Source organism: Spirosoma migulaei (assembly GCF_054776855.1).
This window is the reverse complement of the sequence record NZ_BAAHBG010000006.1, coordinates 256,036-270,891: the sequence shown is the minus strand read 5'-3', so window position 1 is coordinate 270,891 and position 14,856 is coordinate 256,036. Positions and strand designations below refer to the sequence as shown.

Below are 14,856 nucleotides of genomic sequence, written 5' to 3'. Positions count from 1 at the left end.
TTAAGCGGAAATGGACGCGGATTTTAGCAATTTCTGCATGGGTAGAGAAATCATGACGGAGGTGCCTTTTCCGGCTTCACTCTGCCATATAACCTGCCCGCCCAGGTAAGCGATACGTGATTGAATATTGGCGATACCATTGCCTTGTGACGGTTTACTGTCGAAATTATACCCCCGTCCATCGTCATCTACACTAATCAATGTGGTTTCGTCACTGGTCATTATCTGGATGGTAACGGTTTGAGCATCAGCGTGTTTTAGTGCATTGTTGAGTAGCTCCTGCACAACCCGATAAATCATGACAGAAGCCTCATCACCCAGATCTGGAACTTCGCCATAATGTTCCAGAATCAGTTTTGTCTGGTTGACCAGATTTAGTTTTTGGACCAGATCTTCCATCGCCGGAATGAGGCCAAACGTAGATAGCGCATAGGGCCGTAAATCGTTGGAAATTAGCCGTGTCTCCGTACAGGCTTCATCCAGAAACTGGTTCAACGGTTCTTTTACCGATAAGGGTAACTGCTCCTGATGGGCTTCCACAAACAGCTTAATCCGGGATAGTTGGATACCCAACCCATCGTGCAGGTCGCGGGCAATTCGGCTTCGTTCGCCCTCCTGACCTTCGATCATCGCCCGCAGCGATTTCAATTCCAACTGCCGAATCTGCTGTTGCGCAATGACCGTTTCCTGATGCGCGATCAACTTTTGCTGACGACGCAAGAATATCAGAGCGCCTACGCCTAATACGCTGATAAGCAATCCAATGGCCAGCATGGAGTTCAGCACATGCTGATTTCGGCTTTGTTCTTCAATCAGTTGCTTTTCGACCGCCAGCGTCTTGATCTGACTGTCCAACTCCTGGAGACGAATGCTTTTGGTCTGCTCGGATGAGTAAAACTGGTTCGTAAAATCAAGGGCTTTGAGCGACCATACGTATGCATTTTTGTGATCATCCATTCGCGAATAGCTATCGGCCATATGCTTGGATAATTCCCGTAGCATAGACAGGTTATGCTCCGATTCAGCGATGACGAAGCTCTTCTGGTATTCCTCAATCGCTGCCGTTGACTGATTTCTGAACTGGTTGACAATGCCGAGGTAAAAGTGATTCAACGCAATCAGCCAGTTAATCTTTAATTGACGAGACATCGTCAAACTTTTTGCTACGAAATACTCCGCAGAATCCGGTTGTTTGACCCGCGAATAGGTGTTTGCCAGTAGATTCAGGGCGTAAGCCTGCGAATACGTTTGCTTGTATTGGGCGCTTAATTGCTCGGTTTTACGCAACTGAGTTAGCAAATCGCTGGGTATAGGTTCTCTTTTTTGAGCAATGTTCGCAAATCCCAGGCGACATTCGATAACCTTGGGCATGTTGTGGGTTCGCTCAAAATACTGTTGTGCTTTCCGCAAATACTTCTCGGCATAGGGCTGCATGAAATAATCATGCGTGTAATAATCGCCGATAACGATATGCTCGTTGTAATAGCCCAGCGAATCACCAATCAGGTTGTAATACTTCAATCCGCTGAAGTACGAATCCATGGTGTATTTGTTATAGCCGTACTGCTGATGGTATAGCCAGCCTAAATGCTCATACGATTTTGCCGCCAGTCCATATTTCTTATCCTGAACCAACTGTTTGATCTGCCTTTTCAAGCTATCAATCGACGCCGATTCCGACCCAGCCCTAACTGGCTGGAACCCGCCAGCTAGCCCAAGGAGCAAGAGGGTTATGATCCACCAGGAGGAGAGTACAGAAGACGTAGAATTGGGTTTCATCAGGGTAAAGGGCACAACGTCAATCAATATAGTGCATTTCCATAGCCGTCTTAATCAGCAAAGCGGTATTGGGAACCCCGAACTTCATCAGCAAACTACTCCGGTGAAATTCAACGGCTTTAGCGCTAACAAATAGCTGAGTTGCCATTTGTTGGGTTGTCAGTCCCTGCGCTATGAGCGTCAACACTTCCGATTCGCGGGGTGTCAGGTTTGGTTTTATAGCTGACCCAGCAGTCGATTTTCGAGTCTTAGGCCCGTCGTTTAACAGAATATGGGTAATGGTATCGTTGAAATATTGCTTCTCATGATGAACCGTCTGGATCGCCTGAAGTAGCTCAACCTTGGTTGTATTCTTTAGTAAATAACCTCTGGCGCCTTTTTTTACGACTCGTTTAATGAGACTGGCATCGTCGTGCATGGTTAGCGCAACCACTTTTGTCTTTGGGTACAGGCGGGTTATATGTTCACAGAGATTAAGCCCATCTTCAATTTGCGGGAACGAAATGTCCAGCAAAACCACATCAATTGTTGTCTGATTTAATCGCTCAATAACTGACTGAACCGTATAGCACCGTTCGGTCACCTTGATATCCGGGGCGCCCGAAATAAGTGACTCGATGCCTTCGACAAAGACATTATGGTCATCTGCTATAAGTACTCGTATCATTTACTTGATTTTATAAGTAGCGTGGGAACATTGCTGGCTTGCTTCCCTTGTTGATTTACCCTCCATCCTCATGCTTACGCTTCTGGGTAAATAGAATTTTGTTTAGCAAAAATAGGACTAATGATACGGCTTAGAGAATAGTGAAAACCCAACTTTATATAAATTTAGGGAAAACCCTATAGTAGCTGCTAACCTGGAAATTCTATAAAATTCCCAGGTTAGACTAACCAGTTTCCTAAAAGAGGACTTATGAATAGAAAAATGGAATGATGTATTAAGTAAGTTGATGGTCAGTTAAATAGGACGTAGTGGCTTATTATTTCAGGCTTTATAAAGGAAGTATTTACCCCAAATCTTTGACAACGAGTTGCACGGTATAGCGGCTTTTCTGCTCTAGTAATAATCTTTTGTTGACCAGAACACGGTCGATGGTGCCCTGATCGTAATAACGAATCGTAATTAACTCCAGACTATCGTTATAACTAACCCGAAAATCTTGCTTTAATAGGGTCAATAGGGCAGGTACCCGGTCAGGATTATTATCGACAACGACCGAAAAGCTGATCGCTGTATTCTGCATCAGGTTGATTTTCACCCCAGCCTGGGCAAAACGGCCAAAAATTCGGCTTAGATTATCTTCGGCAATAAATGAAAAATCGTTTGGGCGAAGTGAGATCAGGACCTGATTAACCTTAAAAATAAATGAGGGTGTCGACAGGTGTTGCTCGAAATTGCCAATAACGGTTCCGGGTGCATCCGGCTTTAAAAACGACCGTACATAGAGTGGTATTCCCTTGTTTTGCAGAGGTTTAATCGTTTTGGGATGAATGACCGTAGCCCCATAATAAGCCAACTCGATTGCATCCTGATAGGTTAATTTGTCTAATAGTATCGTTTCGTCAAACCAGCGTGGGTCGGCATTGAGCACACCCGGTACATCTTTCCAGATCGTAACACTGTCGGCATTGAGGCAATAGGCAAAGATGGCTGCCGAGTAGTCAGACCCGTCGCGGCCAAGCGTAGTTGTCCGATTCGCCTGTGTTTGTCCAACGAATCCCTGGGTTATTTTGACGCCAGTTTCAGGTACGTTCTGGTTAATACGCAGGCCGGTTTCCTCCCAGTCAACTCGGCCTTCACGAAAGGTTGTATCGGTACAGACCAACTGCCGAGCATCCAGCCACTGGGCTGTAATAGCACGTTGCTGTAGATAGGCAGCTATAATTTGGGTAGACAACACTTCACCTAATGAAACGATCTGATCATAGATCTCGTCGTATGAGCCATTGGGTTTTTGCGACAAATAGGATTCCAGTTGAGCGAATGTCTCATAAACCGGACTAAACTCCCCTGTTAGGGCTAGATCACTGATAACTTGTTTGTGATACGCTTTTATAGTGGCCAATCCAGTGTGAACATTGTCTGCTTGTTGATTCACATAAGCGCGAACAAGGTCCTCAAGTGCATTGGTAGTTTTGCCCATCGCCGATACAACGACCAGAACATCCTGACCCTGCGTCCGAACAATTTCGGCCAGATTACGAACACCATCTGCATCTTTTACGGAGGCTCCACCAAATTTGAAAACTTTCATATACGCAAAAAAAATAGACAGGATTACCGGATTAACAGAGTGAAATAATTTTCTGTTAATCCGGTAATCCTGTCGAAAATAGAATTTTATACGGCTATGGTCTTGCTGGTAAATAGTAACTCCCGAACGGCATCGGCAATACCTTGCGGATCAAAGCCGCACTCATGATGAAGCTCGATTTGCTCACCATGTTCGATAACAGCATCAGGAATACCTAATCGTTTAACTCGGGCCATATAGCCATGATTGGCCATAAACTCCAGTACCGCACTACCGAAACCGCCCATTATACAGCCATCTTCAACCGTTAGAACGCGGTTGAAACGACTAAAAATCTGATGAAGCATCTCTTCGTCCAGCGGCTTTACGTAACGCATATCAAAATGGGCAGGTCGGATACCTTCTTTCGCCAGCATCTCTGTGGCCTGAATGGCATAATTGCCAATATGACCAATGGTCAGAATAGCAACGTCTTCGCCATCGCTAATTAGGCGGCCTTTACCAATAGTTTGTTTTTCGAGGGGAGTACGCCAGTTAGGCATCACGCCTTCGCCCCGTGGATACCGGATTGTAAAGGCTTGTTTTCCCTGCTGTACTTCATCAGACTGGGCTGTAAACATCATGTTTCGCAACTCCTGCTCATTCATAGGAGCTGCTACAATCATATTTGGGATGCAGCGCATATAGGCCAGATCGTAGGCTCCGTGATGGGTTGGTCCATCGGCTCCGGCAAAACCAGCCCGATCTAGACAAAAAATTACAGGCAGTTCCTGGATGCAGACGTCATGAATAACCTGATCGTAGGCCCGCTGCATGAACGTCGAGTAAATATTACAGAAGACAACTTCACCCTGCGTAGCCATCCCCGCCGAGAACGTTACGGCATGCTGTTCGGCAATACCTACATCGAAGGCCCGCTTTGGCATGGCCTTCATCATGATATTCATCGAGGAACCCGAAGGCATAGCTGGCGTTACACCCACGATACGTGAGTTTTGCTCCGCTAATTCGACTAACGTGTTTCCGAATACGTCCTGATATTTGGGCGGCTGAGGTGTGTCGTATACTTTCTTTTGAATGACCCCCGTGACTTTGTCAAACAAACCGGGTGCATGCCACTTGGTCTGGTCTTTTTCGGCAGGAGCATACCCTTTTCCTTTTACGGTCAGGATGTGCAATAATTTGGGGCCTGGAATATTCTTAAGATCGGCCAGCACACTGACCAGATGATCAATATCGTGACCATCAATCGGGCCAAAATAACGTAGGTGCAATGACTCGAACAAATTACTCTGTTCCAGTAACGAACTTTTAATTCCCGACTGCACCTGCGATACTAATTCCTGCGCTGTTTTACCCAGTTTATCCATTTTACCGAGTAAATTCCAGACTTCGTCTTTAACCTTATTATAGGTTTGCGAGGTTGTAATGTCGGTGAGATATTCGCGTAGCGCGCCCACATTGGGGTCGATGCTCATGCAATTGTCATTCAGCACAATGAGCAAATTGCTATCCGTTGCGCCAGCATGATTCATGCCTTCAAAGGCTTCGCCAGCGGTTAAAGCGCCATCACCAATAACAGCAATGTGATTTCGCTGAAAATTCCCCTGCAACTGTGAGGCCACAGCCATGCCTAAAGCGGCCGAAATAGACGTAGACGAATGGCCTACACCAAAGGAGTCGTAAGGACTTTCTTTCCGCTTCGGAAAGCCTGAAAGGCCTTTGTAGAACCGATTTGTATGAAAACGCTCCCGGCGGCCTGTCAGAATTTTGTGTCCATAAGCCTGATGGCCTACATCCCAAATTAGTTGATCGTCAGGGGTATTAAAAACGTAATGAAGCGCAACGGTTAGTTCAACTACCCCCAGACTAGCTCCAAAATGGCCACCATAAACCGAAACATCGTCGATAATAAACTGACGGAGTTCATCGGCAACCTGAGGTAAGCGGGATTTATCGAGTTTACGAAGGTCGTTGGGAGTATTAATTGTGGCTAAAAGACTGCCAGGGGTAATCAGCATGGTGATAGCAGATAAACGTCTGTCTTACAACAACACACGTCCAGAATAGATTGTTCTGTTGGTGGTTTGCCCATTGTATTGAAACAACGAAGCTACAGTTTTTTTAACAACTATAAAAAATCTAAGCCTCTGTGCCTCTGTATATATACGTCGGCAACAAAGGCTTAGATTTTAAAAAGAAATAGTTTCAATTGAATTATACTACATAACGAGTCATCGTTTTTGAGGACAACTCAGTACCTCTTTGCTTCTTTTAATTTCGCTGACTGGCCCGAAAAAGCTTTTGCTTTTCCTCACGGGTTAAACTTTCGTAACCAGATCGTGAAATTTTATCCAGGATCGTATCAACTTCATCCTGGTCGGGTGTTGATATGGACGACGCTGTGCCTGTTGATGAGACATACGAACTTGCCTGTGTACTGGCATTACTTCGTTGGCGATAGGACACCTTAACGGCTGGTTTTGGTTTAAGTAAATTACTCCATCCATCGGCTATCCAGTAAATCGGGCGACCCAAGTCTGTACCATTTTGCAGCAACTTAACGTAGAAAAATCCCATTAATGCGCCACCTAAGTGTGCCAGATTCCCTCCTGCATTCGTCCCTGCGGATTGCGCAACCGAAAGGACAATAAAGAAGAAGACAATGTATTTGATACGAACTGGGCCAAAGAAGAGCAAATGGAAGGTATAATTAGGTAGCAATGTAGCTGCCCCTACAGCTACCGAAAAGGCCGCTGCGGATGCACCCAGCATAGGTGGAGTAATTTCCTGATTTCGGAAATAGGGAACCAAATTGTACATAGCCAGGAAGAGCAATCCACCCGCAATTCCTCCCATAATGTATAGGCCAATGAGCCTTCGGTTGCCCAAGTATTCATCAATAAGCCGACCGAACCAGTACAAGAACAGCATGTTATAGAGAATATGGAAAATCTCCTCATGCGTGAAAAAGTAAGTGAACAGCGTCCAGGGTTTGTGCAGAAATGCACTCAATGTACCAGGGAGCATTAACTGCTCCTGTATAAAATCATATACGAATAGTTTCTCGGCCATTGTCAGGCTGACTTTCGTCAGCAACAAGACCAGAAAAACAACCGTATTGATCAAGATCAATTGCACCAACGTATTGTTGGGCTTATTGAATTCGCTCCGAAAATCCTCGAATAAGCCGCTCATCACTAGTAAAACGTTTTTCGTTGGGAACCCCAGTATTTCACGAGAATAAATGCAAATAACATTCCGCCTATATGAGCGAAATGAGCAACGTTATCGGCTTGTGCCCGATAAATTCCCGAGTAAAGTTCAAAGGCTCCGTAAAAGATAACGAGGTACTTTGCTTTAATCGGTATAGGTAGAAACAATAAAAATAACTCAGTGTTCGGAAACAATAAGCCAAAACCCATAATTACGCCAAAAACGGCACCAGAAGCACCTACCATTGGTTCATCGACCTGACTTGTGAGAATTCGATTGGCAATGGTTATACTAGCCTCAATAGTTTTACTATCTTTTGGAAACTGTTTAAACTGCTCCATAAACGGAGCTAGTCGGTCATAATAGGAGCCAGCATGCTGGTCAATGAAGGCCGAAAAGCTCTCAAAACTAGGGTTTGCACGATAGGTCTGAATGGATTCATATACGTCGTGCATCTCAAAATAGTTTACGCCCGAGAATAATAATGCAGAACCTAAACCGCAAAAAAAGTAAAAAAACGTAAATCGACGTGGTCCCCAAAATTGCTCCAGCAATGGGCCAAAAACGACTAACCCAATCATGTTACTGAAAATGTGGTTAAAGCCACCATGCAAGAACATGTGCGTCAATAACTGAATCGGATTGAATTTGTCAGACAGAAACGAATGCAGGCCAAATTGGTCAATAATCGCATCATTCGTAACCAGAAAGACTACTACGTTTATAATTAATAATACGCGAACTACTGGAGTAAGGTTAAACATCTTAATATCAACTAATTTAGGCGGATTAACGCAATAATCAGCGCAAAAGTCCTGCAATTTTATCTAACGTAAGCACAACTGTCACTGGTTCGCCGGTAGGCGTATAGCTAGGGTTCGTTGATGCGAACAATTGATTTACTAAGGCTCGACACTCAGTAGCACTCAGGCGGGCTATATGATGCATAGATGACCGGCGTGCCATAGAACGTGCCATCGACTCGATCTTGTCAAGCTTCAACCGGCCAGTATCAGCCCGCAATTGAGCGAGCAAATTAGCGAAAAGTTCTTCTTCATTTTCGCCCATTGTCAAGGTTGGAACACCCCGAATCACAAATGTGTTCGCCCCCAGTTCGTCGAATTCAAACCCGAGATGGGTTAAATCCTCATGAAGTTCGAGCGCTAATTGAAAATCGACCGGAGCCAGCGTAATCGTTTTAGGGAATAATAATTGTTGCGAAACGCCATTCTGCTTGGTTAGGGCAGTGTGAAACTGATCGTACAAAATTCGTTCATAAGCTCGACGTTGATCAATCAGCAGTATTCCAGACTTGATAGGTGCCAAAAGGTAACGATTTTGCACCTGTACAATATTTTCATCTTCAACCAGCATGGGAACCACCTGTTCAGATGATTCTAAACCAACTGGTAGCTGATTGGCCCGACTACCCATTGTAATGGGCTCGCTCTCAGCTGAAGGCTGGTTCTGTAATGCCGTGGTTTGTTTAGAGGGTCCTAACCAGTCGCCCCCTGTTTCACCAGGATCCAGTGAAGTCTCAGGAATTTCTGTCCCAGCTACACCTTCATACAAGGTTTTCCAGTTATTGACCGATGGCCGGTCTGTGTTCGGTTTTTTAGGAACATCGAAGCCGCTACCAGCAGCTTTGTCTAAGGCATCAGTTCGTAATGAAGTGCGTTCTAGTGCGGGCTGGCGCTGGCCTGCTCCAGACGCCCACGAAGGTGTGATTGGGCGCGCTGAACTCGTACCTGGGCCATTTACTTTAGAGGTTGGCTGAAGAACAGCTGTACCCCCAGATTGCGATTTCGACGTATCAGGCCGCACTCCTGCCAGGAAATTAACATCAGAGTCGAAATCAAGCGAAGGTGATAAATTATATACCCCGACCGCTTTCCGGACGGCAGCCATCATGATGGCATAAACTGATCGTTCGTCATCGAACTTTATCTCCGTTTTAGTGGGGTGTATGTTAATGTCGATGTGCGATGGGTCGATGTCTATAAACAGCACATAAAAAGGGTGACTGCCTTCAGGGAGCGTACCTTCATAAGCACCCACAACGGCGTGGTGCAGATAGTTATGCTTTATAAAGCGATTATTGACAAAAAAGAATTGCTCATTCCGCGCTTTCTTCGCCGATTCTGGCTTTCCTATGTAGCCGTGTACTGTTACGTAGGGAGTTTGCTCCTCGCAGAAGTTCAACTGTTCCCGGTAACTTTTGCCAAACATGTCAACAATTCGTCGACTAAGCTTTCCGGCTGGCAGGTTATAAATTTCCTGATCGTTATGGAACAGCGAAAAACCCACCTCAGGGTTAGCCAGCGCTACGCGCTGAAACTCGTCGATAATATGACGCATCTCCACCGAGTTCGATTTCAGGAAATTACGTCGGGCGGGTACGTTGAAAAATAAATTTTTAATGAGAATGTTTGTCCCTGGCAAACATGAAATGGCTTCCTGCGCCTTAATATCTGAGCCTTCTATCCGCACCAATGTCCCCAACTCATCACTGGCCCGGCGTGTACGCATCTCAACCTGGGCCACGGCGGCAATAGAAGCCAGTGCTTCACCCCGGAAACCCATTGTACGAATGCGGAATAAATCATCGGACGACCGAATTTTAGACGTGGCATGACGCTCAAAGCTCATGCGGGCATCGGTTTCAGTCATACCAAGGCCATCGTCCACAATCTGAATCAGGTTGCGGCCCGCTTCACGGATAATAACCTGAACCGATTTGGCTTTTGCATCGACCGAGTTTTCAAGCAACTCTTTTACCACCGAGGCTGGCCGCTGCACGACCTCACCAGCCGCAATCTGGTTGGCTATTGAGTCGGGCAGTAGCTGAATGACGTTTAACATAACGGATAAAATCTCCCAGGACGGCGTGTCGCCCTGTCATACAATATACAAAAATAACAGGCAGATTGTACGTATAATTCAACGAAACGAAAGGGAATTGATTATAGACGAAAATGCCGCAAGCCCGAAACCTGTAGGATTCGCACTTGCGGCATTGCAAGCCTTAAGAAAGAAGTCGTTAGACTTTGATTTCTACATCAACACCACTCGGCAATTCGAGTTTCATCAGGGCGTCAACCGTTTTTGCACTGCTGCTGTAGATATCTACTAACCGCTTGTAGGTGCAAAGTTGGAATTGTTCCCGTGCTTTCTTGTTCACGTGGGGCGAACGAAGAACCGTGTAGATTTCTTTGTTGGTTGGCAGGGGGATGGGGCCGCTTACGATAGCACCCGTCGATTTAACCGCTTTCACGATTTTTTCTGCCGACTTGTCAACCAGCATGTGGTCGAACGATTTCAGCTTAATGCGAATTTTCTGGCTCATTGTGTTTTGGTTCGTTATGTGAAAGTGCCGCCGAAAGAACCATTTACTCCAACGACACAAAAAATGGGCAACCGGTCAGTTTTGACCAGTTGCCCAATGCTATTGATTATTTACCACCTTTTTCTTTCGCTACAACCGTATCCGAAATGTTCTGGGGTACTACTTCATAGTGTGCAAACGTCAGGTTAGCCGTAGCACGACCCGACGACATAGTACGAAGATCCGTTACGTAGCCGAACAGTTCTGAAAGAGGAACATCAGCCTTGATCACTTGTGACCCAGCTTTGGTATCCATACCTTTCATAACACCCCGACGACGGTTCAAATCCCCTGTGATTGGACCCGTGTATTCTTCGGGAGTCAGTACTTCAACGGCCATGATTGGTTCGAGCAGTTTCGGACCAGCCTGACGAGCCGCTTCGCGGAAGCCTAAACGAGCTGCCATTTCAAACGAGAGCGAGTCGGAGTCAACGTCGTGGTACGAACCGTGGAATAACCGGACTTTCATGCTTTCGAGTGGGAAGCCAGCCAGCGGACCGTTTTTCAGCGATTCATCAAAGCCTTTTTGTACAGCCGGGATAAATTCGCGAGGAATTACACCACCAACAATGCCATTAACGAACTCTAATCCAGGCTGGATAACACCCGTTTCATCTTCGGTACGAGGTCCGAGTTCAAAAACGATGTCGGCAAACTTACCGCGACCACCCGTTTGTTTCTTGTAAACTTCGCGGTGTTCAACATTTTTAGTAAGCTTCTCTTTATAAGCTACCTGTGGTGCACCCTGGTTTACTTCTACCTTGAACTCACGACGCATCCGGTCGATGATGATTTCGAGGTGAAGCTCACCCATACCACGGATAATGGTCTGGCCGGTTTCTTCGTTCGATTCAACTTTAAGGGTTGGATCTTCTTCAATCAGTTTACCAATTGCTTTCGAGAAGTTATCCTGATCCGCTGATTTCTTAGGCTCGATCGCGTAACCAATAACGGGCTCTGGGAATACCATTGATTCCAGAACGATTGGGTGCTTCTCATCCGACAGCGTATCGCCGGTTTTGATGTCTTTAAAGCCAACTACAGCACCAATGTCACCTGCTTCCAAGCGATCGATCTGGTTTTGCTTGTTCGCGTGCATCTGGAAAATCCGCGAAATCCGCTCTTTGTTACCCGACCGGTTGTTCAGGATGTAAGAACCTGATTCCAGTACACCCGAGTACGAACGTACAAAGCACAAACGGCCTACATATGGGTCAGTAGCAATTTTGAACGCAAGTGCCGAGAAGGGTTCCGTTGACGAAGGCTTCCGGGAAATCTCCTCACCTGTATCTGGATTGGTTCCTTTGATACTTTCCTTGTCCATTGGCGATGGCAACAGGGCCATCACGTAGTCAAGCATGGTTTGAACACCCTTGTTTTTGAACGACGAACCGCAAAGCATTGGCACGATTTTCATCGAGATAGTTGCTTTACGCAGAGCCGCCAGTATTTCGTCTTCCGAAATTGATTCAGGATCTTCGAAATACTTTTCCATCAGCGAATCGTCGAATTCGGCAACTGCTTCAAGAAGCTTCTCACGCCATTCGGTTGCTTCGTCCAGCATATCAGCCGGAATAGGAACTTCACGGAAAGTCATCCCTTTGTCGTCTTCGTTCCACTGGATTCCGCGGAAGTTAACGAGGTCAACAACACCTTTGAAGTTTTCTTCTTCACCGATCGGTAATTGAAGAGGAACTGCGTAGCTACCCAGCATTTCCTTCACCTGCTTGCACACGTTCAGGAAATCGGCACCGGAGCGGTCCATTTTATTGACGAAGCCTAAGCGAGCTACGTTGTAATTGTTAGCCAGACGCCAGTTGGTTTCTGACTGAGGCTCAACGCCATCAACGGCGCTAAACAGGAACACCAACCCATCAAGTACACGCAGGGAGCGGTTTACTTCAACAGTGAAGTCAACGTGGCCAGGTGTGTCAATAATGTTGATGTGGTACTTTTGTTCACGGTAGGTCCAGTCAACAGTCGTAGCGGCCGAGGTGATCGTAATCCCCCGCTCTTGCTCCTGTTCCATCCAGTCCATCGTTGCGGCACCATCGTGTACCTCACCAATTTTGTGGCTTACCCCGGCGTAATAGAGAATTCGTTCGGTTGTGGTCGTCTTACCCGCATCAATGTGGGCAGCGATACCGATGTTTCTCGTGAAATTTAAATCGCGAGCCATTAGCTTGTTATACTGAAAGTTATGTTTTTCTGAACTCGAAAGGAAAGGGTCACTACAAGAGGCAGATGACCCTTTTGTAAATCAGGACGCAAAATTACTGAAAGTCAACCACAAAACCAATGGATAGGCTAAGAATATCGTAGAAACTATTCTCCTTTTTTGTCCATTCTACTAGTTAACTAGGTTTTAGAAAATGAGACTGTAACTTGGAATCATGCAAAATCCATACATAGCCTTACTCCGAACAGCCTGGACGTATGCCCGACAGGAAAAACGGCAATACATACTAGTCTATTTTCTGTTTGTCATGGCCAATGTGGTAGCGGCCTTGCGTCCTTTGCTATTTGGCTGGTTCATTGGCAAACTTCAGCAGCAGGAAACGGCTATTCTACAACTAGTCTGGTTGTATGCGGGGGGCTATATGGGATTAGAGTTGCTGGAGTGGGCGTTTCATGGGCCAGCACGGGTTATGGAACGGCGACTGGCGTTTAATTTGAGCCGTAATTTTCTGGATGAGTTGTTTCATCAGACCTTGCATCTACCGGTTGGCTGGCATAAAGATCACCATAGCGGGGCTACCATCAATCGAATCCGAAAAGCGTATGATGCACTCAAAACATTTTTTCAGGATGGCTTCATTTACCTTCAGGCCCTATCAAAATTTGTGTTTTCGTTCGGTGCTATGCTCTATTTTTCCCCTGCTTTTGGGCTGGTAGGGGTGGCGTTGGGCGCCCTAACAATTTGGGTAATTCTTCGTTTCGACAGGCCATTTATTAAAGCGCTGGACGAAACTAACGAGCGAGAGCATATTGTTTCGTCAACCCTGTTCGACAGCCTGTCCAATATTAGTACTGTGATCACGCTACGGTTGGAGGAGCGAATTCAACAGGCATTGGCTAGTAAAGTTGCGCTTGTTTTTCCACCGTTTATGCGGCAGGTGAAGATTAATGAATGGAAATGGTTCGTTGCTTCGCTGCTGGTTGCCTTAATTTATATTACGCTGGCTTCAGGTTATATCTATCAGCATTATGTTCCGGGGCAGGTATTTCTGATTGGCGGCCTGGTAACCTTATTGGGTTATGTCAATCAGTTTACGAGTGTGTTTCATGATGTTGCCTGGCAATACACGCAGATTGTTCAGTTCAACACCGACGTTCAGACCGCACGTGGTATTGGTGAAGCCTATGCCCGTCATGAGCGTCCAGAACATGAAACCTTGCCTGTAAATTGGCGTATTATCGATATTGCTGGTCTCAACTTTTCCCATGGACGTGTGGGCAGCTCTACACAAAAAGTACCCAATTTGATTGATCTGCAGATTCAGTTGGCCCGAGGTAAGCGAGTGGCCTTTATTGGTGAAAGCGGCTCCGGTAAAAGTACGTTACTAACATTGTTACGTGGTTTGTATTTACCCGAGTCGGGGTTATCGGTGCGCGTAGATGGGCAACCCATTCCCGATCTGAATGCGGTTGCCAATACGGTGACCCTGTTTCCGCAGGAGCCGGAAATTTTTGAGAATACAATTGCGTATAACATCACCCTCGGTCTACCGTTTGGTGAGGAGGAAGTCAATGATGTGTGCCGGGTTGCTCACTTTACAGACGTTGTAAAGCAACTTCCGAACGGTCTGGATACAAATATTCAGGAAAAAGGCGTGAATTTGTCCGGCGGACAACGGCAACGATTGGCATTAGCAAGGGGTGTATTGGCGGCCCGGTCAAGCGATATTGTTCTCTTGGATGAGCCAACTAGCAGTGTAGATCCAAAAACTGAGCTGGCAATTTACCGGGGCCTCCTACGTGAGTTTGCTGATAAAGCCATTGTGTCCACCCTCCACAGGCTTCACCTGCTACCCCTATTCGACTATATTTATATTATGCAGGATGGCAGAATCGTCGATGAGGGAAGTTTCACCGACCTCCGTCAACGTAGCCCAATTTTCCAGGAAATGTGGGCGCACCAAAAAGAGGTGATGGAGCAGGATGGAGTTTAAGATTGGTCAACTATGGTCAGGAGCCGTCAAACATTGATTATCAACG

General features: G+C 46.1%; 10 protein-coding genes. 1 reads left to right on the top strand and 9 read right to left on the bottom strand.

The features are described from left to right. The 9 genes from ACYVGO_RS09185 to fusA form a co-directional block, all read right to left on the bottom strand. The gene (locus tag ACYVGO_RS09185) at positions 1–1,779 is read right to left on the bottom strand and encodes a sensor histidine kinase (protein WP_460969001.1); all 1,779 of its coding nucleotides are present in this window, start codon (positions 1,777–1,779) and stop codon (positions 1–3) included. 19 nt (positions 1,780–1,798) lie between these two features. Continuing rightward, the gene (locus tag ACYVGO_RS09180; protein WP_460969000.1) at positions 1,799–2,446 is read right to left on the bottom strand and encodes a response regulator transcription factor; all 648 of its coding nucleotides are present in this window, start codon (positions 2,444–2,446) and stop codon (positions 1,799–1,801) included. A 343-nt stretch (positions 2,447–2,789) separates the two neighbouring features. Beyond that, positions 2,790–4,037 carry an aspartate kinase gene (locus tag ACYVGO_RS09175; RefSeq protein WP_460968999.1) on the bottom strand — a complete coding sequence of 416 codons (1,248 nt, stop codon included), beginning with the start codon at positions 4,035–4,037 and terminating at the stop codon, positions 2,790–2,792. 86 nt (positions 4,038–4,123) lie between these two features. Beyond that, entirely contained in the window at positions 4,124–6,058 is a 1,935-nt protein-coding gene (gene dxs, locus ACYVGO_RS09170; RefSeq protein ID WP_460968998.1) for a 1-deoxy-D-xylulose-5-phosphate synthase, read from the bottom strand. Positions 6,059–6,311: 253 nt separating this feature from the next. Then, entirely contained in the window at positions 6,312–7,235 is a 924-nt protein-coding gene (locus ACYVGO_RS09165; RefSeq protein ID WP_142776402.1) for a rhomboid family intramembrane serine protease, read from the bottom strand. Between the two features lie 2 nt (positions 7,236–7,237). Then, positions 7,238–8,017 carry a rhomboid family intramembrane serine protease gene (locus ACYVGO_RS09160; protein WP_142776401.1) on the bottom strand — a complete coding sequence of 260 codons (780 nt, stop codon included), beginning with the start codon at positions 8,015–8,017 and terminating at the stop codon, positions 7,238–7,240. Positions 8,018–8,054: 37 nt separating this feature from the next. Beyond that, a complete protein-coding gene (gene mutL, locus ACYVGO_RS09155) occupies positions 8,055–10,115 on the bottom strand; it encodes a DNA mismatch repair endonuclease MutL (protein ID WP_460968997.1) in 2,061 nt (686 codons plus the stop codon). 178 nt (positions 10,116–10,293) lie between these two features. Next, positions 10,294–10,599, bottom strand: a complete 306-nt coding sequence (gene rpsJ, locus ACYVGO_RS09150; RefSeq protein WP_012930032.1) for a 30S ribosomal protein S10 — start codon at positions 10,597–10,599, stop codon at positions 10,294–10,296. Between the two features lie 106 nt (positions 10,600–10,705). Further along, on the bottom strand, positions 10,706–12,817 hold the full coding sequence (gene fusA / locus ACYVGO_RS09145; RefSeq protein WP_460968996.1) for an elongation factor G: 2,112 nt from the start codon (positions 12,815–12,817) through the stop codon (positions 10,706–10,708). 214 nt (positions 12,818–13,031) lie between these two features. On the opposite strand from fusA, the gene ACYVGO_RS09140 reads away from it, so the two are divergent. Further along, positions 13,032–14,810, top strand: coding sequence for an ABC transporter ATP-binding protein (locus ACYVGO_RS09140; protein ID WP_460968995.1), 1,779 nt, complete (start codon positions 13,032–13,034; stop codon positions 14,808–14,810). Positions 14,811–14,856: the final 46 nt, after the last annotated feature.